Here is a 21,327-nt window from a genome sequence, read left to right as displayed (position 1 = left end):
AGCCAGTGCAGAGATGCTGAATATAACAGCCATCCCTGTACCGACGTCGAGATCTCGTCCGCACAAGGAGAGTTTCAAACCCGTTGGAACACCTTGCCGGAGTGGCTTCGCAAGAAGTGCCTTTCCTTCACAACCTTGAAGTCGCAAGCAAACTGCGAAGCCACAGAAACCGTGGAATTTCTACGCCTGCACCCTGGCGCAGACGCTCCTTGGGAAGGCTTTACGAAGTAGGACAAGCCACAGCCGCGGGTGTCATCGCTTGCATCCGGTCGGACCTGACGAAGCGGAGAAGCTCCTCATGCGGGACCAGGATTCGTCCACCGATCTTGCGCGTATGGAGCCGACCCTCAGTGATGAGGTAGTCGATCGATCGGACGGAGATGCTGAGTTGGTACGAAGCCTCTTTGCGGGAGTAGAGGAGACGTGGCTGCGGGGTTGAACTGACCGCTTCCTGGCTCCGGCGGGTGCGAGTGGTGCGGCATGGCTTCTGTTCGATCATGGTGTTTCTCCGATATTTCAAGCATAGAGTTGCAATACGACATACCAAAACGTGTCGCTTCCCTTCCTGTGCTACCTTTTTCCCACCGATGAATTTCCTATATACGTTTGCTTTACTGTTCGTGCTCATACAAGCACCCGCGCCGCAAAAGCCAACGCTGAAAAAGCAGACACAAGTTGGAGACTCCAGAGAGAAAGCTGTTCAAGCGGGTAGACCCGCCGCCGCCGTGGCGAAGCCGCAAGGTGATCCTGGGCCCCCATGTGTACCACCAGGGGAGCCGGAAGCTACTAAGTCTTACTGGCGCAGGGCGGGCGACGCAGACATTTTGCCAGTTTGGATAGGCGGTTTTGGTGCCTTTGCGGCAAGCTGCGCTGCATTCATTACTTTATTGGACATCAAACGTTTGTCTGAAGCAGCGCTTTACAGTGCCAAATCTTCAGTCGATGCTGCGCGCCCTTGGATGGTCATCCAATTCACGCTGACCGAGGGCCCCCCTGAACGCCCGATTTTCAAGATAAGCGCTATCAACCAAGGGAAAACACCTGCGTTGATCACTAAAGTAAGTGCGGCTGTTGAAGCTTTTACGGATCCGCTCAGCCCTTCGCTGACAACCGTGAAGCTGGACTCGTTGGACCTACCGGATCAACCGTTGATTGTGAAGAAAGACAGCTTTCCAATTTGGGAGCAAATAACCTTATCCAACATCCGCCTGAGTGGGGCTGATTTCAGCTAAATCCTTATGGGCGGAAAGGTTCTGCTTTTCTTCGCCGAGGTTGAATACCATGATGTGTTCGACTCCGTGGGTCCCAAAACGTCGCACCTAACCAGGGTCTGCTATGCCTACGACCCTATCGATGTCAAACGAAGATTTAAGTCTTCTGGACCAAAGGGCTATCGCTGTTACAGTTAGTTCAAGGCAGACCGTGATCGGCCGGCCAAAAGGTCATCAGGTTCCCCTCCTCCTCAGTGACAGAGCAGAACAGCGGTCCCAACCGGCACGTCTGGTAACCAAGTAGTTAACAGTCGCGAAAACGCATGTGCCCTGTTGTGAATGAGATACGAGCATTTGATAGGTACTTATGCGCGCTCATCCTTGCAACTTATGCGCGGGAATCCGTTCTACTTATGCGTGGAACGGTACCCAAGTATGCGTGGATCTCTATTGCCGTATGCGTGGGTAAGCATGGAACGCTCGAGGCGGATCTCTGTCACCTATACAGCGCATCTATACAGTTCGCAGCTCCTGACAGCCGGTAAGGGGTGCTCGACCGCGAGTAGGGTGAGCCTTACTTGAGGTAAGTCACATAGGTGGGATCCGCTTCAGGCGGAATCCCCTGCCTGAAACTCAGGTCTGTTTCGTTGGTGGGTAGGGATACGAGCCAGCCGTGGCAGGGTGAGTATTTATCAACTACTAGAAACAGAAGGAACGGGACATCTTGCCCCTGGGTAGGGTGGATGCGTCCCACGCAGCAACCCGGCTGGGAACTCTTTTCAAAATAGTTGGACTGGGACGGGTTTTCCACAGCGGCGGCTCCATACTAAAAACCCTCAGCAACAGCTATGGACAGGTTTTTACGAATACGAGCCAGCCGGCAGCATGGCGGGGTGAGTACTTGATCAAAGAATAAACAGAAGGAACGGGACATTTTGGCACACGCCACTTCCCGAGAGAGTATCGACCCATGGCGAATGTCGGCAAATCCAGAAAGCCCTTCAAGAGAAACCCGGAGATAGCAAACGCCATCGCTCAGGCGAGTCAGTATGTGGGTGGCGTTGCCCTGTTTCAGGTGCCGAGTTGGGTCAGACCTCGTGTCGATTCGTTCGTGGTGGATCCAAAGATCAAAAGAGATGCGATGGTCTGTTTCGCATGTGCCGTCTGCAAAACCGGCTTCGGACTTTGCCGATTCACCGAACTCCGCGATGGTGTCGTGAAGTCATGCTGGTGCCTAGAGGATAAGGAGAACAGAGAATATCAAGCTCGCCAGGTGAACAAAATCTCCGCCAGAGATCTGCGTAAGATCTACGACGACAGAACCTCCATTGGAATACCTGCCACACTCGCGAAGTGGGGGATCTCGAAATCCACGCTCGACCACGCATGTCGGGATAAGCACGCACGGCTGTCTCGGAAGCCAGTTAATATCCAGAATGACATCTATGTGCTAGCCAACGTCCGCGGTATCGAGGCTGCGATGGCAAAGTTTGAACTCAATCACGCGGAAACGTTAGCCATCTGCGGGATCGTCCGCAAGCGGAAAGCCGCTCAGAAGGTCGAGGCGATCGCAGCATGGGTTGCGATGCCGGACTCCCGTAAGTCGGAGATCAAAAACATCATCAGAGAAGGTAAATCGATGATCCGCGATGCAGTGGAACAGGCCACCGGCGGTCTCGAGGCCCCGCCTTTGGATTGGTACGAGGAAGGCCGCTACTGGGGCGAGCTGACCATAGCTGAGTACTCTACGTGCGGCAAGTACTCCTATTTCGGATGGGCTGTTGATGTTGTCCGAGCTCTACCTGAAGAGTTCGCCGCATCAATCTTCGGATCCTCGGTCGCAAAGTTCGTCGAAGTCATCAACGCGACGGAAAGCGGCCGCGCTGGACGTCGTAGGAGCTACAAGAACAAGATCTCTTCAATTGATACCCAGGTGGTCAGACGTAAGAGAGCCCCGGAAGCCAAGATGAGTGGCAGGTACTTCTTCCCACCCATGGGTAGCCAGGATATAGTCGCTGGGATCTCAACCTACACACTAGCTGCATAGAAGGAACCACATGCCCAGTAAGCTGATCGTCATGAAGCCATCGAAGGCCACACCAGCGAAGGCTGTGCAAGGAACCCACTTTCACCCCGAGAAGATCAACGGTGCTGAGATCGCAAAGTTGCTGATGTCTCTACCACCCTCAGTACTCAAGAAGCTGTGTCAGGACACGGATGACTAGGGCTTGATAGGACTCAGACAGATAACGGACCCTGATCTGATTCTGGTACAGGGTAGAGACGCTTGAACGTCGAGCGAGCTACATCAGAACCCCCGCGCCCTCTGATGACTTCCAAAAAAGGAATGCAAGTCATCACGACAGCTGCGGTTGAACTGTTTATCAGGTCATTGATCTCGTCCTCTTCGTAGGAAGACTCCACCTTCCCATCAGGTCTGATTCGACTACCGAGTTGCTCTATTCCGGTGTGAGTGTAACCGCATAGTGTTTTCCAGGTTGTCCCACTGTATTGAGCGAAGACGCCATCATATTCGAACAACTCATCGAGAGAGGCTGCTAAGTCAGTCCAGGTTCCATAAGGCGTTCCCCCTTCGTTGATGACTTCCAGTTGCCGGGGAGTGGCCAAGAAGCCTGTAAACAGCCCTCTGTATGCAGCCTCTAAGAGAGGACGAAACAGCGCCAGAGCTGATCCTGTCAGCCTTTCGTATTTCAGCAAGGTCAATATGGCTTCGTGGTGGGACATCACCACGGAGACAAAGGCTGCAAATAGGTACAGGCGATCATCGGAGTCGTGAATACCTGCCAACTCATCCGCAATGCCCTGATGCATTTGTTCAGCACGCTCAATATTCTTCAGTGAAAGCTCGCTCAGCATCCGGTCAGGCTATCACCTCAACTATTTTCATAATCTGTGATTCAAAAGTCGGGATTCTCTATACTAAAAAACCCCGTAGCACGAAGGTCAATGAACCTTCTGCTCCGGGAGTTTCAAATGAGCCAACGACGAACTGAAGAAGGCGACCTCAAAGCATTTCAAGAGTTGATCCACGTAGACGGAAACGGCTGCCACGAGTACATGGGTGGACTGGCAAGCAACGGCTACGGAATCTTCCAGGCAGGCGGCAAATCAGTCCTGGCACACATCTACGCCTGGGAGCTCGTCAACGGTCCAGTTCCTGAAGGAATGGTCATCCGTCACTCCTGCGATAACAAGGCATGCGTCAACGCCATGGACTCACTCGGCGGCTTCGAGGGCCACCTGGTTCTCGGTAGCCAGCAGGACAACATGGACGATAAAGTCCGTCGCGATCGCATCTGCCGCAACCCCCGTAAGCTCGTCCGTGTCTCACCAGCAGAACGAGATGCCATGGTGAAGTTGAGCCGCGAAGGCGCAACGTATTACCGGATCGGCAAGACCCTCGGACGTGATCAGCTGACCGTCAAGCGCGCCATCCTCAGCTACGGAAAGCTGGCCGCCTAATATGGAACTCATACTCGCCATCATCGGCTCCGCAACAGTCTCCTCTTGCATCGTCATCGGCGGCATCGCTCTGATCCGCTTCTTCCGCTAGACTCCCCGCACTACCTCTCCCCTCCTCAACTCATCACTCATACGAACGGCCGTCCACATGGACGGCTTTCCTGCTTTAACACCGAAAGAGACTCCCATGTCATTAGGCCTCGATAGACCGATAGAGAAGGTTCAAAAGATCACGTTGGATTCAGCCCGGGAGATGAAGGGTGGACGATCACTCAGAGTCGACGAAAACACGATGATTGCATTCTGCATGGGCCAGCCGGAAGCCGTTGCGACCGTCGAAGCATGGCGCTTTCAAGAGAACCGCGGCACCAAGATCGTCGTGGTAAGTCCTGAACAATACGAGCACCTTGCGACTCGTAACCAGGTGGTGTTCGGTGGCTAATCAAATCATGATAACGACCGACATCGAATCCTCACTCCGTTTCCTCCTTGGGGAAGACGCCGAGTTCATCCTGCTGGTGATGAACATCCGAAGGACAAGGGTTGAATACAACAAGATCGGACTCAGCAGAGAAAGCTCAATCCTGATTGCGGGAGATCTATTAGGTTTGAGCTCCGACGAGACGACAGCGATCCTCAGCAGAGTAGACACGAAACTGGGAGCAAAATGAACAAGCTCGATCTGGCTTACGACGCATATTGGAATCACCCACGTTCACGACCACCCATGGATAGCATCCTGGTAGCGGTACGAGCTGAGGCATTGAACATGACCCATTCAGAAGACATTGCCCAGATCGTAACCCTAGTTGTCTTTCAGAAGTTGGAGTCATTCGTCAGAGCTGATGCGACAGCATTCTCCAGGTGGGTCAGAACGATCATCAAGCGAACCAGACTCGAGCACTACCGATCCAGCTCAGATCACACAAAGGAGTTCGACGAGAACTCCCAGGCCGTGAGTCAGGAATCCACCTACATTGACACTTCCAAGCTTCCGGAACCGATTCAGCTCGTAGCTCACCGGCTTCTTGCCGGCTACAACCTGACCGAGATCGCAGGACAGCTTGGAGTCACGAGTGCAGCTCTTCGAAACAAACTTGCACGATTTCGGAAGGCTGCGTTACGAAACGCAGCCTGAAACGCATCAGTACATGTAGAGATAAAAGATCCGGCAAGGAACGGCCCTGCGACCACTGAAAACAGGTTGCTAAACGTTCTACTTCCATAGATGCGCTCCGCGCTTGCCACGGCATTCGGCGTGAAGGTCATAGAACTTTCTCTCAAATAGAGCGCGCATGGAATACCCCAACATTCAGCCATAACGGCGCCGGCGAAAGAGACTATATGAGCCACTCCATCAAGTCAGTAGCAGAGACAGTAGGTCATGATGTCGTGACTGGCGTGGAAGATCTAACCCATGTCGGAACAGATGTCTTCAAACTGTTGACGACTGCCCAGCAGTTGAGTCCCGCCTTCCGCGTCGAGCTGTCACAGCTAATCTCTGATGCTGAGCTGGTAGCGAGCGCACTCGCACCAGACATTGCCACCGGCGGAACGAACATCCCGATTGACCTAGCGTCATTGGCTACGGTACTGCCATCCGTGCGAATCTTGGTCACTCACTTCATCGCATTCCTTCCAACCCTGAAGTTGGCAATCTCTGAGGTCAGTTCTGATGTCAAGTAAAGTTGAGAGAACTTGGTTGTTCGTTTTACAGATACTTGGCAGCTTCCTGGCATATAGCCTGACTCACTGTTGGTCTGCGTTCTTGCCGCTGGAGCTTCTGCTTTGGGTCGCAATAGCATCGGTTCACTACTTCTTCAAGCATCTGGTCACCGAGTACACGACATGGCTATCAGATCCAAGCAGCCCTGTCGACGAACAGGTTGTCCTGAGCTGGTTGACAAAGGATATTGCGACGAGCACACCGATCTAGCGAAAGCTCATGACAGATGGCGTGGAACGGCAAACAGCCGTGGTTACGACGCAGCCTGGAAGGTTCTCAGAGTCATCGTACTCAAACGGGACAAGTATCTCTGTCTTATATGTCTCGCCGCCGGCCGCGTAACAGCAGCTCTCGACGTTGACCACATCATCCCCATATCTATCGCGCCTGAACGACGCCTGGACAAGACCAACTGCCAGTCGCTCTGTCGCGCCTGCCACCGTATAAAGACCGCCGCCGAGCAAAGGACATGACCATCGCAAACCAAATCTATCTCGTCGTCAAAGGCTCAGAAGTTCTATTCCCTTGCCCGATGAAATACACGAAGAGAACTGGTGAGACGTACGACATTCAGCACCGAACATATACGCGTATCGATTGTTCAGGAAGAGTCGAATTCTACATAACTGATCCTCATGAGGAGAAGATAACCCCGCTCATCGTAGCTGGATTGTATCTAGAGGACACTACCGGGGTGAAGGTCAAGATTGCAACAATCGACGAAGCAGAAGAGTCCGTCCCGCCGCAGTTCACGTTGGCGATGAAATCCATCAGGCAATATCACGAACTGGAACGCAGCTAATGAGAGACGTCTATCAAGTTATAGATGGTGATGAACTACTGCTACAGGTTCCAACGTCAGTGGTCGGTCACAAGCCGATACCTGCGAACGCAGTCTGCACCAAGCCAGCATCAGACATGTGTCCGACCACTGGTCACCGCGTGTACGACCTTCATGGTCGTATCCGCGCTGTTGAACACAGCCACACCAAAGAGCTTCACTACTGTGCGGAGTTCTACATCATCCACGATCATCACACCAAGGTGATCTCAGTTGACGTCACCGTGCCTGTCCTGTACTCGAAGGTGCTGAACGAAGACGGTTCACAACGACGCATCAGCTCCAACGTAAAGATCGTCAAGACCACAGTCGATGACGAAGCTGTCATGGATATGGTTTACCAGTAGAGATCTGACACAAGCGGTTGTGCATCCCACGACCTAGACAACTAGAAGCACTAGGGGTAGGGGGTCTCTGGTTGTTTCACCACAAGGGGTGGGAGACCACACGCTAGTCGGATTTATACGTCCACAGTTCACGATAAACGCGATCGAGAAAGATACCGCCATGACAACGACACCCTGGTACGAGATCCCCGGCTCAACACCTCCAGTTCCCTGCGAGACCGTGCCTGTAGCGCTCGGTCTGGTTTACAAGCGGATGCCAAAAGGAAAAGCAGTCACGGAGTATATCGACTTCATTAAGTCGGATCTAAGAAACCCAGATGAGTGGCAACTTGATGTCTTGTCAGTGAACAACAGCGACGATGTCATACCAACATTCCACACTCTCAAGGCGTTCTAGCCTATGCCCGCACATCGCAAGACAGCCGCTGCCCACGAGTTGAGTGGCGCCGCCGCGAAGAATCCGCAACGCTTCACCAATCGCAAGGGTGAGCCTAAGCCCCTGGCTCCCATCGGTCCCGGTCCCAAACACCTCACGCCAATCGAGCGCGCGATCTGGAAAGAGATCACCGCCGTCGCGCCTCCTGGCACTCTAGGATCTTCGGATCGAATCATTCTCGAGATCGTCTGCAAGCTCACATGTGCATTCCGCACTGGACTCCTCACCCGTGCGTCGGAGATTGCCCAACTGATGAACGGACTTGGAAGGCTGGGACTCTCCCCAGCAGATAGAGCTAAATTGAATGTCGAACCCGCCCCCTCGAGTAAGCCGTCGGCGTCCGACCCCTTCGACTTCCTTACCTAGTCCCTATTCCGAACGAGCTGACTCCTATTGCAACCGAGTCGTCTCAGGCGAGATCGTCGCCTGTGGCTGGATCCGCAAAGCATGTCAGAGAATGCTGGATGATCTCCAGAAGCTAGACTGGCGATGGACCTACGATCCGGCCAAGGCTGAGAAGGTTTGCAAGTTCATCGAGATGCTCCCTCATGAGAAGGGTGCCAAGCAGGGATCACCACTGCTACTCGAAGACTTCCAGATCTGGATCGTCTGCAACATCTTCGGTTGGGTTGATGGAGATACGCGCAGACGTCGGTTCAAAGAAGCTGTCCTAATCATCCCCCGCAAGAATGGCAAGTCACCGCTGGCCGCCGCCATATCGCTCTACATGACGTTCTTCGACGGCGAGCCCGGCGCAGAGACGTACTGTGGCGCACTATCTGAAGAGCAAGCCTGGGAAGTGTTTCGTCCCGCGAAGGCCATGCTCGAAGGCATGCCCGAACTGTGCAAGCGGTTCGGCATCGTCATCAACGCCAAGTCGATCGTTCAGGCATCTACCCGCTCCCGCATGAAGCCAGTAATCGGGTCCGGACGAGACGGTGCGATGACGCACCTCTTCGTCGGTGATGAAGCTCACCAGTGGAGAGACTCAACTCTCTATGACGCACAGTCCACCTCCATGGTCGGACGACCCCAACCGCTGAAGTTGATCATCTCAACTGCCGGCGACACCATCGAAGGTCCATGCCACTCGAAGCAACGTGAAGTCGAGGAGATGCTGGATTGCACGATCCCCAACGATCGCCTCTTCGGAGCGATCTACACTTCCGATCCCGATGTCGACTGGACAAGCCGAACAGCTCTTTTACAGGCCAACCCTAACCTTGGAATATCTGTAAGCGAAGAGTTCCTAGTCGAAGCCCAGCTAGAAGCTGTACGCAACTCGGCCAAGCAGGGTACCTTCCGTTGCAAGCACTTGAATCACTGGGTGACGGCAGCTGAAGCCTGGATGAACATGGAGTTTTTTAGACGGTGTGCGGATACCTCGCTCAAGGCTGAAGACTTCAAGGATGATACGTGCATCCTGTCCTCTGACCTCGCCAGCAAGATCGACCTCGCAGCAACCATCAAGCTATTCCGACGAGACATCGACGGAAAGCCTAACTACTACGCTTTTACTCGTTGCTATCTTCCTGAAGATCGCATCAGTGATCCAGCCAATCAGCATTATCAACGCTGGAAGCATGATGGATTCCTCATCGCCACTGCCGGCAACAGCATGGACTACGCGGTTGTCGAAGCTGACACCATAGCCGACATCCAGACCTACAAGGTCAAGGAGATGGCTTACGACGAACGCTACGCAGATCAATATGCGCAGCGGGTCAACACTGCTACAGGTGTGACCACAGTTGTGATCCCACCGTCTCCCGCTCAGCTATCCCCGGCAATGAAAGAACTCGAAGCGGCCGTTTACGACGGCCGCTTTCACTATGATGGCCACCCGATCCTGACCTGGTCTATGGGTAACGTACTGTCCCGCGAAACACCATTCGGGAATCTGACGATGCCTGACAAACCTAAGCCTGAAGCCAAGATTGACCCTGCGGTTGCTCTCTTTATCGCTGTCGTCCGCGCCATGGTCATTCCAACCAAAAAGAAGGCAAGCTTCAAGCCCTTTTTTGTCTAGATAAGCGAGATACATTTGGCCTTCCGAGACCTATTCCGACGCAGCGAGAAACGCGGCGGCACGACCAATGCTGCTGGGCTATTCACAGCGGCATGGGATGTGCTGACGAATACCCATAATTCCGCCTCTGGCGAACCCATCAACGAATCCATCGCGCTCACTCAGGCCACTGTCTACGCTTGCACCAGGGTGATTGCTGAGTCGATCGGTTCTATGACCCTACGGCTCTACAAGAAGATGCCTAAGGGGAGACAGGAAGCTATCGATAACCCACTTCACCGCATGTTGTCCGTCTCACCCAATGTTGAGATGAGTTCCCCTGTTGTGTGGGAGGCACTAGCTGGTGCGATGGCTCTGACAGGCAACAGCTACGCTGAGATCCTCCGCAACAAGGAAGGATCTCCAGTGGGTATATACCCGCTGGATCCCCGCCAGACAGAACCAGTCCGGCTTCCGAACGGGATGCTGGCTTATAAGACCGGCGTAGCTGTGAAGGACGGCCTGACTCGTATCATCGCCTCCGCGGACATGCTTCACTTTCCTCTCTTCTCCTTCGATGGCCTCAAAGGGCTGTCACCTATCGGACAGAACCGGAACAGCATCGGTCTCGCCATCGCGTCTGAGAAGTTCGGATCCAAGTTCTTCGGCAACAACTCAGTTCCTCCAGCTTTCCTGACGCCAGTTGGCGACGTATCCGAAGAGGATCTCGCCAACATGCGAGCCCACTGGGAAGGAGCCAACTCGGCTGCCAACCAAGGTCGTATCGGTGTTCTCCCCTCCGACTGGAAACTTACCCAACTTTCCATGTCGCAGGAGGATGCCCAGTACCTGGAGACAAGACAGTTCAGCCGCACCGAGATTGCCTCGATCTTCCGAGTCCCACCCAACATGGTTGGCGACACGGCTCGTATGTCGAACACGAACCACGAACAGCAGAGTCTCACCTTCGTCACCGACACGCTGAGACCTTATCTGGTTCGCATCGAACGGGAGATCCAACGTAAGCTGCTTCCGACTGACGGGTCACTCTTCGCAGAGTTCGACGTCAGCGAGAGACTACGTGGAGACTTCGCTACCACCATGCAGGGATTCGCTACCGGCAAGCAATGGGGCTTCTACTCGACGAACGATGTGCTAGAGAAGCTTGGCGAGAACCCAATAGGACCTGAAGGTGATCTCTATTGGGCACCAGTCAACATGATGAATGCCGCCACGATGCTCGATACTGAGCCTGTCCTGGTTCAACCGATCCCAGATCCTAACGCACCCGCATCTATTCCCGCCGACAAGCCTAATGAGGCTCCGACAGAGCAGCAACGGTCTCTCTTCGACGCATACGTTCCGGCCTTCACCGGGTTGTTCAACGACGCAATTGGCCGGGTGACGGCGCGCAGCAAGCGCGACCTTGAATCCATCTCCCCCATCCTCACACCAGTCCTCGAATCGATAGTCTCTATCGTCACCACCGAGGCGCGAAGTCAGTTCAAGTTGCCAGACACTTGGAAGCCCTCTGACAAGGTTGTGCGTGACTACCTCAAGTCAGCCGCTTCCCGCGCTGACAGCTGGACGGTGGATAACAGAGAACAGTCCGCTGGAGCCGAGCTCAGTAAGGCCTTCCGCTGTATTCACATCGGACTCTTCCGGGATGCCGGCGCCGCGGTCGCAACTAGGAGCAACACCCATGAGTAAGATCGAACGCCGTAACATCACGCATGAGTTCCGCGTATCAGGAGAGGGAGAACCGGCTACCATCTCCGGTTATGCCTCGCTCTTCAATTCTGCATATGATACGGGCTGGTTCTTGGAGGAGGTTGATCTACATGCCTTCGATACCGTCATGGCTTCGAATCCCGATGTACGAGCTCTCTGGAATCACAATCCTGATTGCGTGCTGGGACGAACGACTTCCGGTACCCTTCACCTGACCCTCGATGCCCGCGGACTGGCCTATGTGGTCGATCCACCGGACACGACTCTGGCGAAGGACCTGATGGTCTCGATGCGGCGCAAGGATGTCACACAGTCCTCGTTTGCCTTCATCTGCAAGCGTGACCAGTGGGTCGAGAATCCTGATGGCACGATCACCAGGACGATCCTCGAGTTCGCTGAGCTGCTGGATGTAAGTCCCGTCACCTATCCCGCCAACCCCGCCACCTCGGCCTCATCCCGCTCCCGCAACATCCCGGCGTCAATGCCGAAGGAGCTGAGATCTCGGCTTGAGAAGCGAGATATGGACGATGACGAAGATGACGACGGCTCAGATGACTGTATCTGTGGCTGTCCGCAGTGCGCGTCCGGCGCATGCGGTATCTGCTCTTCCGATCCTCAGTGTCTGATGGCGAAGCGGTCGATCCGCTCAACCGTCACCGACTCTGAGAAGAGAAAGATGGAGATGCAACTCGCTCTCCTGAAGTAACCCCACCACTTTCGCAATACGCAGGATGGATGCGCCGCATGTCGGCTGCGTTCAATCGCACTCCTCCGCCTGCTGCATGGACGTTCGCCCGCCGCGACACGGTCCCCGCACCAACCCAGAAACACCCAAGGAAAACTCCATGACTAAGCTCCAGTTGCAGGAAAAGCGTAACAAGTTGATGGCCGACGCAATGGCCATTGTGGCGGGCGAGAACATCACCGCAGAGCAGCGCGCATCGTTCGACACGATGCTTGTCGAAGTCGGCACCATCGATGGCGACATCAGCCGCGTAGCTGCTGTCGAGGAGCACCGCGCCTCGTTGCTCGCGCCAGTGAATCAGCCGCGTCCCAATCCTTCTGAGTCGAATGACCCCGAAGAGCGTGCCGAAGTTCGCACCGCTAGACAGGCCAAAGAGCTGAAGAGCTAGATGCAGACCGGCCGAGTCGAGTCACGCGACATGACCCTCGCTGGTAACGGCGTAGCGATCCCGGTTGGCTTCAACCCTCAGGTCATCTCGGCTCAGAAGTCTTACGGCCAGATTTATGACCTCGTGAACGTGATCAAGACGGATCACGGAAATCCGATCAAGATGGTGTTCGACGATGACGTCACGAACGGCCTCGTGCCTGTGACGGTTGGTACCTCTCAGGGCGAAGTTGACCCGGTCATCACCGGCGTCACACTCCAGGTGGATAACTTCTCCACCGGCGTGGTAAAGATCGACAACGGCTTCCTCAGTGATGCGGGTTTCGACCTGGCTGCATGGTTGCAGGACAAGTTCCTGAAGCGCTTCTACCGTGGCGCTTCGAACCTGATCCTCGCTGGTGATGCTGGTTCGGTTGCTTCTCTGACCGGGGCCTACAACACCGCATTGACCTTCACCTCGGCGACAGTGAACACGCTCAAGTACATCGACTTCGCAACCGCGATCGGTACGCTGGATCCGGCTTACCAGTCGAACGCTGCCTTCGCAATGTCGAACGCGACCCTCGGTGTTGTACTCGGGATGTCTGACTCGAACGGCCGTCCGCTGTTCCTGCCTGACTACGGCGATGCTTCCGGCGGGTTCGTTGGCCGGATCCTCGGCTACCCGGTCAAGCTGGTCACACAGCTTCCTGGTGTTGCTACCGGAAACGTTCCTGTCCTGTTCGGCGACTTCAAGGAGGCTTACACCTTCCGTCAACAGAACCCTGGTATCGGCATCCTCCGTCTCAACGAGATCTTCGCGGCTGGATACGAGACTGGCTTCGTTGGATTCGCTCGTGTCGGTGGCGTCGTGACTGACGCCGGTACGCACCCGCTGGTCAGCATCACGATCAAGTAGTTCTCTTCACCATAACCATCGGGGTCCGGTCAGTCGAACAGCGTTCGGCTGACCCCGCCTCGGTGCGATTCACGCCGGGGACACCTCTTGATCCTATCGACCCAACTCGTTACGTCTCCCTCGGTGGAACCAATCTCTTTGCAGCTGGCTAAGAGCCATCTGCGAGTGGACTTTCCTGATGACGACCTTCTCATCACTGGCCTGATCACCGCGGCGCGTCAGTATGCGGAGAAGCGCACCAATCGTGCCTTCTACACGCAGACGTGGCTCAGAACTCTAGACTTCTTTCCGCTCTACGGAAGGGTTGACGCGACACGCGCGCCCTCGGAGCGCGACAACTGGCCATACGGAACCTGGTATTGGAACCGTGTGACCATCGACCTCCCGCACAACCGGGTCCAGTCCGTCACATCGATCACGTACTACGACGGCAACGGCAACCAGCAGACCCTTCCATCAGACTCCTACAACGTCGATGTGACCTCACTGCCGGCACGTATCACTCCCGCGCAAGGGATGTTCTGGCCGATCGTCAACAACTATGTGCCTGGCTCCGTCCAGATAACCTACGTGGCTGGTTCCTACGGTGATGGCGTTGAGATCAACACCATCCCGATGACTCTGGTTCAGGCCATGCTTATGCTTATCGGTCACTGGTACGAGCACCGCGAATCAGCCTCCGAGATCTCCATCAAGAACGTGCCGATGGCCGTGGATGCCTTACTCGAGATCGAGAAGATCCACATTGTGGGCTACCGATGAACGCCGGCAAACTAAACCGCCGCATCCAGATACAGACGCAGACGACAACTCAGGATGCCCTCGGACAGCAGCTACAAACCTGGTCAACTGCTTATTCTTGCTGGGCCTCGATCGATATCCAAGCCAGCCAGCTGCTCTACAGCACCGCCGAGTTCATCTCGAAGGTGACTTATCGCATCACCCTGCGCTGGACCTCCTCAGTCATCTTCGCCGCCAGTCAAAGGATCGTCTACACGGAGCCGACAACCGGAGTCGTTCATACCTACGAAATTCAGGCTGTCCTCAATGACAAGGCAGGCAACCGGCAAGTGATCTTGATGTGTTATGAGCTGGAAGGTTCCGAATGATAGAGACTACTTTCTACGGAATCCTCAGTTCTCCCTACACTACTAGTGACGACGGCCGCCTCAACGCGGACGGCTCTCCAGTCACTACGATCGCTTCCCTATGTGGAACCCGAATCTACCCGCTGGTCCTTCCTAAAGATCCAGTCTTCCCGGCAATCACTTACAGCTTCATAGCAGGTAGCTCACAGGCAACTTCAGACGGCTTCGGCACACAACGCCAGCTCGTAGAAGTGAATTGCTGGGGCGACACCTACCTGGACGCCATCACTCTTCGCTATGCCGTCATCATGGCACTCGCTCAGTACACGGCGCCAGGGATCTTCATCAGCTACTCGATGTCCCGCGACCTCTTTGATCAGGATTCTTTAGAGTACCGAGCGATTGCCGAGTTCTACGTCACTTCCAACATAGGTTCCATCTAGCACCCACAGGAGCAACACATGCCAACAGTCGCAAGTAAGGCCGCAGTACTCGGCGCAGGAACAGTTCTCTCCATCGGTGGAGTCACCGGAGCAACAGGAACGGAAACCTTCCTGCCAGTAGGCGAACTCACCGACATCAAATTTGATGGTTTCAAGCGTGAAACCGCACAGAATACAAACTTCGATAGCGGTCAGATTCGTCAGGATCTCGGAACCATTCTCGACTACGGTTCTATCAGTGGCACATATAACCGTGTCAGCACCAACACTGGTCAGTTGGCTATGATCGCGGCCCTACAGTCGACCGGCGGAAATGCCTATGATTTCAAGCTCCAGCTTCCCGTCAATGCTCTGTTGGCTCAGACGACCACCGGTGACCTCTACACCATCTCCGGCATCGTGACTGAGGCTGGTGCGTTCGACCTGTCTCAGACGAAGGTCTCCACCTCCAACTTCAGCATCAAGATCAACTCCTTCACCTTTACAGCCGGAAGCTAACACCCTGGTCAAATGGGGCGTCTCCTAACGGGGACGCCCTCCTGTGTCACCATCCCAAACCAGAAAGACATGAATACCGATGCCCAAAGCAAAAGCTGTAAATCCGATCCTGCCGAGAACCGAACTTGAGTGCTGCGAAGGTGAATATGCCCTTTGCTACACCTACCGCGCGCTGAAGACGGCCGAGAAGATGCTACGCGCGTCAGGCTACTCCAAGCAGGACTCGAATCTCCTGGCGAATCTCGACCTCCGCGGTGTCGACGCGACGCAGCTTAGCATCCTGGTATTCGCCGGCCTGCTCACTCATCATCCGACCATGACCATGGACAAGGTGGACGAAGAGATCATCAACTTCGAGAACATGTGGAAGTTTCCCCAGTACATCAATGCAGCCTATGAGCTCGCAATGCCTTCGATGGTGAAGACTGAGGATGCGAAGCCGGACCCTACTCAACCGGCGTAGCGCCGGATAGTGATGAACTCTGGCTCCGCTACTGGTCCCTCGCAAAATATGACCTCAAGCTCTTCGACGACGACTTCTGGGATCTCACTCCAAAGATGTTCGATGCGCTCCTGAAGCGTCAGCGAGTAGGGATAGAGATACAAGATCGCCAGTTCGCTCAGCTTACATGGTGGGTTGCCAACACAGGTCAGAGATCTCCCAAGAAGGAAACAACCTACGAGGACTTCCTCACGATGCCACGCCCCGGCAAGCTCAAAAAGGCTGTCGAGACCAAGCGTGTACGAATGTCGGCAAAGAAGCGTCAGGAACTCGCCAACGCTCTTCGATCGGTACTAGGTAGAGGCTAACGATGCCACAAGACGGTATATCAATCTCGCTGGAAGGCTTGGATAGCCTTCTGGCGAAGCTCTCTGCCATCGAGAAGCCGGAAGCGGCCATCCGCAAGGCTCTACGCGCCGGCGGCAACATCATCAACGCCGCCATCGTCGAACGTGCTCCTGAGAAGGATGGCACCGGTGGAAGCCTTCCTGAAGGCGCTCTCAAACACGACATCATCACCCGGGTCTCCAAGCGTGAGGAAGGTGACTTCGTCGTAATCGTCGGACCCGACAAGCTGACTTCTCACGTAGCGCGCTGGGTCGAGTACGGTCACCGCGGCGTGCGCGGCGGCACCTCCAAGGTTCTCGCCAACGGGAAAACAAAAGGCCCTGGCTCTCAGACTCACGACGTCCCAGCCCATCCATTCATTCGGCCGGCATGGGAAGCAGTCCACACCGAAGCGAGTGAAGCTATCGTCACGACGCTGGTCAACGAAATCAACCGACAGAGTAAGGAATAACCATGGCCAGCGGAGCAAATGACGTCGATATCGTTGTAGGTCTAAAAGCCTCCACCTATACCGCTGGAATGAAGGAGATCAAGAAGAGTCTCGGTGATCTGGACAAGCAGACCAAAGAGTGGAGTGCTCACACGGTCAGCAGCCAACAGGCAGCCTCTGCTGGTATCCGGTTGATGGAGAACCCTCTAGGTAACCAGCTTCGCGCTCTAGAGAGACTCATCGCTTCTTCGAAGGTTCTGAGTGGAGTTTTCAAGGCAGCCTTCCCGGTTGTTGGACTCATTGCTGCTGGTTCACTCGTCGCGAAACTCGGTACCGATGTAGTTAAGTTCATTGAAACCGCGCAGAAGATGCCGAAGGCTATGACTGACGGCTTTGCATCTCTCCACTTGGCGGCGCGCACGGCTACAGATTCTCTGAGCCTAGCCAATGACCAGTTGCAAGAGACCATCAACAAGCTGGAAGGTAAGTCGCAAGGCAAGAACATACTTGCCATGCAGTTGGACGAGGCCCGTATCAAGGCCGACGAGCTGGCAAAGTCATCCGAGGACGCTCTCAGTAGAGTAACCGCTCTTCTAGAAGCAAATAAGCTCGGAGCTCTAGATGCTGCCATGACCGGACAGGGTCGCACGGCAAGCACAGCAGGAAGCGTTCGTAGCTACTTCGACCAGATCAACGTAATGAGTGGGGCGAACAATAACGCCGTCCACCAGTACGGAGCCGACAGCCCTCAGGCGAAACAGGCTGCGTCTGACCTGGCAGCTAAGCAAGCATCTTTTGATCAATGGCTGACCCGTCGTATGGCGGTCCTGAATGATCCGAACCTCGCCAAAGGTGATGAACTTGAGGCTATAGGAGGATTCGGAAATCAGGATGGAAATAAAGCGATCGTCACTGCTGCTCAGAGCATCCGCAACGATCAGAAAGACAGCCAAACTCAGCAGGATCGACATGCTCAGTTAGTTCCGCAAGAGAAGGCAGCCCAGGCGGCTGCTGAAGCGAATCGTAAAGCGGCCGAAGCAGCGCGTAAAGCTGCTGAGGAGATGGCAAAGGGTTGGGCTGAAGATCAGGAGCTATTCAAGAAGTGGCAGGACTACGAGGCTGAGAACGTAAAGATCTCGGGTGAAGATTACCGAGACCGAGAGAAGAACAACTTCCTCTCAACCGATGACAACAATCAGCTCAATCAGGCTGGTAACGGTTCAGCAGCTCGTATCGCTGCTATGCGTCAGAGCATAGACGTCAATAAAGAGAACTCCGACCTTATCGCTCAGCAAGCCATCGACATGCAACTGGCTACCGGTCAGATCTCTCGTATGGATGCGGCTCGCCAGCAGGCGACGATCCACACCAACGAGTACACCGCGGCTCTAGAGAAGTTGCAGGCTCAAGCCGAGTACATCAAGGGAGACAAATCCTATACGAGTGAAGAGGCTCGTCAGGCTGCTCTTCTCAATAACCAGACTCAGCAGGGTCAGCTTGGAGTCAGCCGCGGTATCCAGGTAGATCAGGACAATCAGAAAACCAACCCGAACCCCTCTTCAGCAGCCGCCGGATTCGATGACGCTATCAACGACTTCGTCACGGCATCCCGCGACGCAGCGGCGCAGATGAGAGACATAACGGAGAACACCCTTAAAGGCCTCAATGACACAATTCTGCATGTTCTGACCACACCACACATGACAGGTAGACAGACCAGAGATGCATTCGGCAACTATGGTGCAGGTTTGGCTAAGTCCGTAGCGGGAACGGCCCTACAAAAGGGCGAGGGCTCTCTTATGGGACTCTTCGGTGGAGGTAAGCTTGGGACCAAGGGCAACGCGATGCACGTCATCGTCGATTCCGGAGGATCTCCAATCCCAGGAGTTGCTGGCAGCGTTCTCAAGAGCGCAACTTCGGGCGGCGGGGTATCAGGCTTCATCGGCAGCATGTTGAAGCATGTCCTTCCTGGCTTCGCAGCTGGGGGACAGATCGATGGTCCTGCAATTGTGGGAGAAAATGGCCCCGAGCTCTACGTGGGACATGGGACTGTCGTTCCAAATCACAAGCTCGTTAGCTCAGGTGGTGGAGGCGGTGACATCCACTTTCATCCCGGCGCGATCGACGCGCGCGGCGCGAGCGATCCGGCTCAGGTAGATGCTGCCGTACGGCGTGGTATCGCCAAGGCTGCTCCGTCACTGACAGCTGCTTCTGTAAAGGCTGTCAACGAACACAACCGACGTACGGGTAAATAGAAATGGCCAAACTTAACTCAACTCCGCCTTGCAAGACAAAGCGGAAAAGGACAACCGTGGCAAAGACACAGCCTTTCTCGTTCTGGTCGCAGGTCAACACGCCGATCGCATCTTCGTTGGTTGTCGCACTCGTTTTGTCGCTCGTCGGCTGGGTAGCCTTCCGCGCAACGGTAATCGAGAAGCTCGACAACCTAACCATCACCGTCAACGAGATCAAGAAAGAACAGATGCCGCGTACGGAGGTCGATTCTGACCTCCACGGTGTCACCGATCGGCTCGGCGGGGACGAGCGTGACATTGCTCAAATCCGAAGACAACTTCACGACGACGAGCTCTTATTCGCGAGGGTGAGATAACGACTGCCCAGTTGTAGGAAGTAGGACACTTGTTAGCTTTCATCTTCATCCTCTTTGGTTGGGCATTCATCTACGGCTGCTTTGCTCTCGTCAGAGACATTCGCCTTCTCTTCAAACGACACAAGTAACCGGAAAGAACCTCAATGCCCACATCTCTGATTAACGTTCTCGGGAATACCGTCACGTTGGTGCAGCTCCCCTTCACGAGCACGTCTATGGAAACCGTCGAGTGGTCAGGAACTGTGACTGTCGCTGACGTCACGTCTGTCTTCACCGGTGGCACCCAGGTCTTCCAATGGCCCGGTGCAGATATGTGGTCAGGCACCTGTACACTGCCGGCGCTCACTCAGGTTCAGGCCAATAAGTGGGTAGCGGCTCTGCTGCAATGCCAGGGCAAGACAAACGCTGTGCAACTCGGTCACCCACTGGGTAAGATACCCGGCGGCGTCGTCCAGGGAAGCCCTACTGTAGACGGGTCGATCCCTGTACTCGCGGGGGGTCAGGTACTGTACACGGCTGGATGGACTCCGACTAAGTCAGGCCTTCTGCTCCCCGGCGACTACATCCAGGTCGGCTACCGCTACCACATGGTACTCGACACTGTGAACTCAGATGCAAACGGCAAGGCCCCAGTAAACATCTGGCCTTCTCTTCGCGAAGTTCCTACGGGTGGCACCCCAATCAGCACATCCAACGCAGTCGGCCTCTTCCGGTTGAAGAACAACACCGTCACATGGTCAACGGACGTCACGAAGCTGGTCAAGCTCAGCTTCGGGATCATGGAGTACCGCTAATGAGCCGCGCACTTGATCCCGCAATGGAGGCCGCTCTTGCGGCCGGTGTCATTCAGCCGTTCTTCATGGCTATCCTAAGCTTCAAGTCATCCATCCAGTATGTGTGGACTGGCTACGGCAACCTCGTATGGAACTCTCAAACCTACCTCGGAGTCGGATCGTTTGCTTCCGTCGGCACCATCGCGGAGAGCACTGAGATCGAAGCAACTGGAATTTCGTTGACTCTGAGCGGTATCGACCCCGTGCTAGAAGGTGATTCGCAGAACGACATGGTTCCTGGTGCTCAGGCCAACCTTTACTTCGGTCTCCTCGCGAACGGCGCCATCATCGGCTCACCCTACATGGTGTTCGGCGGCGCTATGGACAAAGCCACCATCGATATGGGACCTGACACGATGAGTATCACGATCGATATCGAGTCCAGGATGATCGATTTCACTCGCGCCAGCAACCGCCGCTATACGTCTGCCGACCAGCGTCTTTACTTCCCGACGGATACCGCATTCGATCAGGTTCCTGCTCTCAACGACCAAGCTCTCATCTGGGGTTCGTAGCCCTCTCCGAAAGACACCTATGCCCCTCGATAAGCATCTCCACTGGCACACCCGTGCCTTTCACAACTTCCTGCTCGAGAGTGCCGGCGAGCCATTCAAATGGGGATCCAACGACTGCTGTCTCTACGCGGCCAACGCAATACTAGCTTGCACTGGTGTGGACATAGCCTCTGACTTCCGCGGGATCTACAAGTCGGAGTTCGGAGCTCTACGTGCCATCAAGGACTAACCGGCGGATCAACCGTC

The 21,327-nt window shown here is 54.9% G+C and carries 32 protein-coding genes; 30 read left to right on the top strand and 2 right to left on the bottom strand.

The window, feature by feature from the left end:
- Positions 1–220: 220 nt before the first annotated feature.
- The gene (locus RBB76_RS20145) at positions 221–499 is read right to left on the bottom strand and encodes a helix-turn-helix domain-containing protein (RefSeq protein WP_429629491.1); all 279 of its coding nucleotides are present in this window, start codon (positions 497–499) and stop codon (positions 221–223) included.
- A 325-nt stretch (positions 500–824) separates the two neighbouring features.
- Between RBB76_RS20145 and RBB76_RS20140 the strand changes: the two genes are divergently transcribed.
- The 3 genes from RBB76_RS20140 (at position 825) to RBB76_RS20130 (ending at position 3,436) form a co-directional block, all read left to right on the top strand.
- Positions 825–1,232 carry a hypothetical protein gene (locus RBB76_RS20140; RefSeq protein WP_429629490.1) on the top strand — a complete coding sequence of 136 codons (408 nt, stop codon included), beginning with the start codon at positions 825–827 and terminating at the stop codon, positions 1,230–1,232.
- A 949-nt stretch (positions 1,233–2,181) separates the two neighbouring features.
- Complete coding sequence (locus RBB76_RS20135; RefSeq protein WP_433963457.1) at positions 2,182–3,258, top strand: hypothetical protein; 1,077 nt, start codon at positions 2,182–2,184, stop codon at positions 3,256–3,258.
- Between the two features lie 10 nt (positions 3,259–3,268).
- The gene (locus RBB76_RS20130; protein WP_429629488.1) at positions 3,269–3,436 is read left to right on the top strand and encodes a hypothetical protein; all 168 of its coding nucleotides are present in this window, start codon (positions 3,269–3,271) and stop codon (positions 3,434–3,436) included.
- Positions 3,437–3,449: 13 nt separating this feature from the next.
- Here RBB76_RS20130 and RBB76_RS20125 read toward each other — a convergent pair whose 3' ends face one another.
- Complete coding sequence (locus tag RBB76_RS20125; protein WP_429629487.1) at positions 3,450–4,088, bottom strand: DUF6988 family protein; 639 nt, start codon at positions 4,086–4,088, stop codon at positions 3,450–3,452.
- Positions 4,089–4,205: 117 nt separating this feature from the next.
- On the opposite strand from RBB76_RS20125, the gene RBB76_RS20120 reads away from it, so the two are divergent.
- The 27 genes from RBB76_RS20120 to RBB76_RS19990 all read left to right on the top strand — a co-directional run bounded on the left by RBB76_RS20120 (position 4,206) and on the right by RBB76_RS19990 (position 21,310).
- Entirely contained in the window at positions 4,206–4,694 is a 489-nt protein-coding gene (locus RBB76_RS20120) for an HNH endonuclease signature motif containing protein (RefSeq protein ID WP_429629486.1), read from the top strand.
- 187 nt (positions 4,695–4,881) lie between these two features.
- Positions 4,882–5,136, top strand: a complete 255-nt coding sequence (locus RBB76_RS20115) for a hypothetical protein (RefSeq protein ID WP_429629485.1) — start codon at positions 4,882–4,884, stop codon at positions 5,134–5,136.
- A gap of 7 nt (positions 5,137–5,143) precedes the next feature.
- Positions 5,144–5,365, top strand: coding sequence for a hypothetical protein (locus tag RBB76_RS20110; protein ID WP_429629484.1), 222 nt, complete (start codon positions 5,144–5,146; stop codon positions 5,363–5,365).
- Positions 5,362–5,832 carry an RNA polymerase sigma factor gene (locus RBB76_RS20105; RefSeq protein WP_429629483.1) on the top strand — a complete coding sequence of 157 codons (471 nt, stop codon included), beginning with the start codon at positions 5,362–5,364 and terminating at the stop codon, positions 5,830–5,832. Before RBB76_RS20110 ends, RBB76_RS20105 begins: the two co-directional genes overlap by 4 nt.
- Positions 5,833–6,038: 206 nt before the next feature.
- Entirely contained in the window at positions 6,039–6,380 is a 342-nt protein-coding gene (locus RBB76_RS20100) for a hypothetical protein (RefSeq protein WP_429629482.1), read from the top strand.
- 162 nt (positions 6,381–6,542) lie between these two features.
- Entirely contained in the window at positions 6,543–6,893 is a 351-nt protein-coding gene (locus RBB76_RS20095) for an HNH endonuclease (RefSeq protein ID WP_429629481.1), read from the top strand.
- Positions 6,890–7,222 (top strand): hypothetical protein, encoded by a 333-nt coding sequence (locus tag RBB76_RS20090; RefSeq protein WP_429629480.1) that lies wholly within the window; start codon positions 6,890–6,892, stop codon positions 7,220–7,222. Before RBB76_RS20095 ends, RBB76_RS20090 begins: the two co-directional genes overlap by 4 nt.
- Positions 7,222–7,608, top strand: a complete 387-nt coding sequence (locus RBB76_RS20085) for a hypothetical protein (RefSeq protein ID WP_429629479.1) — start codon at positions 7,222–7,224, stop codon at positions 7,606–7,608. Before RBB76_RS20090 ends, RBB76_RS20085 begins: the two co-directional genes overlap by 1 nt.
- A gap of 160 nt (positions 7,609–7,768) precedes the next feature.
- Positions 7,769–8,005, top strand: a complete 237-nt coding sequence (locus RBB76_RS20080; protein ID WP_429629478.1) for a hypothetical protein — start codon at positions 7,769–7,771, stop codon at positions 8,003–8,005.
- Between the two features lie 3 nt (positions 8,006–8,008).
- Positions 8,009–8,410: a hypothetical protein gene (locus RBB76_RS20075; protein ID WP_429629477.1), complete on the top strand. Its 402-nt coding sequence runs from the start codon at positions 8,009–8,011 to the stop codon at positions 8,408–8,410.
- A 91-nt stretch (positions 8,411–8,501) separates the two neighbouring features.
- A complete protein-coding gene (locus tag RBB76_RS20070; protein ID WP_429629476.1) occupies positions 8,502–10,073 on the top strand; it encodes a terminase large subunit in 1,572 nt (523 codons plus the stop codon).
- Positions 10,074–10,088: 15 nt separating this feature from the next.
- Positions 10,089–11,762: a phage portal protein gene (locus RBB76_RS20065; protein WP_429629475.1), complete on the top strand. Its 1,674-nt coding sequence runs from the start codon at positions 10,089–10,091 to the stop codon at positions 11,760–11,762.
- A complete protein-coding gene (locus tag RBB76_RS20060) occupies positions 11,755–12,489 on the top strand; it encodes an HK97 family phage prohead protease (RefSeq protein WP_429629474.1) in 735 nt (244 codons plus the stop codon). The genes RBB76_RS20065 and RBB76_RS20060 overlap by 8 nt, the downstream gene beginning before the upstream one ends.
- Positions 12,490–12,628: 139 nt before the next feature.
- Positions 12,629–12,916, top strand: coding sequence for a hypothetical protein (locus RBB76_RS20055; RefSeq protein WP_429629473.1), 288 nt, complete (start codon positions 12,629–12,631; stop codon positions 12,914–12,916).
- A complete protein-coding gene (locus tag RBB76_RS20050; protein WP_429629472.1) occupies positions 12,917–13,813 on the top strand; it encodes a phage major capsid protein in 897 nt (298 codons plus the stop codon). It abuts the gene before it with no gap.
- Positions 13,814–13,951: 138 nt separating this feature from the next.
- Positions 13,952–14,575 carry a head-tail connector protein gene (locus RBB76_RS20045; protein ID WP_429629471.1) on the top strand — a complete coding sequence of 208 codons (624 nt, stop codon included), beginning with the start codon at positions 13,952–13,954 and terminating at the stop codon, positions 14,573–14,575.
- The gene (locus RBB76_RS20040) at positions 14,572–14,922 is read left to right on the top strand and encodes a phage head closure protein (RefSeq protein WP_429629470.1); all 351 of its coding nucleotides are present in this window, start codon (positions 14,572–14,574) and stop codon (positions 14,920–14,922) included. Before RBB76_RS20045 ends, RBB76_RS20040 begins: the two co-directional genes overlap by 4 nt.
- Positions 14,919–15,344: a tail completion protein gp17 gene (gp17, locus tag RBB76_RS20035; RefSeq protein WP_429629469.1), complete on the top strand. Its 426-nt coding sequence runs from the start codon at positions 14,919–14,921 to the stop codon at positions 15,342–15,344. The genes RBB76_RS20040 and gp17 overlap by 4 nt, the downstream gene beginning before the upstream one ends.
- 18 nt (positions 15,345–15,362) lie before the next feature.
- Positions 15,363–15,842 (top strand): hypothetical protein, encoded by a 480-nt coding sequence (locus tag RBB76_RS20030; RefSeq protein ID WP_429629468.1) that lies wholly within the window; start codon positions 15,363–15,365, stop codon positions 15,840–15,842.
- Between the two features lie 79 nt (positions 15,843–15,921).
- A complete protein-coding gene (locus tag RBB76_RS20025) occupies positions 15,922–16,305 on the top strand; it encodes a hypothetical protein (protein ID WP_429629467.1) in 384 nt (127 codons plus the stop codon).
- A gap of 95 nt (positions 16,306–16,400) precedes the next feature.
- Positions 16,401–16,652 carry a hypothetical protein gene (locus RBB76_RS20020; RefSeq protein ID WP_429629466.1) on the top strand — a complete coding sequence of 84 codons (252 nt, stop codon included), beginning with the start codon at positions 16,401–16,403 and terminating at the stop codon, positions 16,650–16,652.
- Positions 16,653–16,654: 2 nt separating this feature from the next.
- Positions 16,655–17,143: an HK97-gp10 family putative phage morphogenesis protein gene (locus tag RBB76_RS20015; protein WP_429629465.1), complete on the top strand. Its 489-nt coding sequence runs from the start codon at positions 16,655–16,657 to the stop codon at positions 17,141–17,143.
- A 2-nt stretch (positions 17,144–17,145) separates the two neighbouring features.
- Positions 17,146–19,377 (top strand): hypothetical protein, encoded by a 2,232-nt coding sequence (locus tag RBB76_RS20010; RefSeq protein ID WP_429629464.1) that lies wholly within the window; start codon positions 17,146–17,148, stop codon positions 19,375–19,377.
- Positions 19,378–19,433: 56 nt separating this feature from the next.
- On the top strand, positions 19,434–19,733 hold the full coding sequence (locus RBB76_RS20005; protein ID WP_429629463.1) for a hypothetical protein: 300 nt from the start codon (positions 19,434–19,436) through the stop codon (positions 19,731–19,733).
- 143 nt (positions 19,734–19,876) lie between these two features.
- On the top strand, positions 19,877–20,527 hold the full coding sequence (locus RBB76_RS20000) for a hypothetical protein (RefSeq protein WP_429629462.1): 651 nt from the start codon (positions 19,877–19,879) through the stop codon (positions 20,525–20,527).
- On the top strand, positions 20,527–21,081 hold the full coding sequence (locus RBB76_RS19995; protein WP_429629461.1) for a hypothetical protein: 555 nt from the start codon (positions 20,527–20,529) through the stop codon (positions 21,079–21,081). The genes RBB76_RS20000 and RBB76_RS19995 overlap by 1 nt, the downstream gene beginning before the upstream one ends.
- A gap of 19 nt (positions 21,082–21,100) precedes the next feature.
- Positions 21,101–21,310 carry a DUF6950 family protein gene (locus RBB76_RS19990; protein WP_429629460.1) on the top strand — a complete coding sequence of 70 codons (210 nt, stop codon included), beginning with the start codon at positions 21,101–21,103 and terminating at the stop codon, positions 21,308–21,310.
- The last annotated feature ends 17 nt before the right edge of the window (positions 21,311–21,327 follow it).

It is taken from the genome of Tunturiibacter psychrotolerans, assembly GCF_051013365.1.
Taxonomy (GTDB): Bacteria; Acidobacteriota; Terriglobia; order Terriglobales; family Acidobacteriaceae; genus Edaphobacter; species Edaphobacter psychrotolerans_A.
This window is presented reverse-complemented; position numbering and strand designations above follow the sequence as displayed.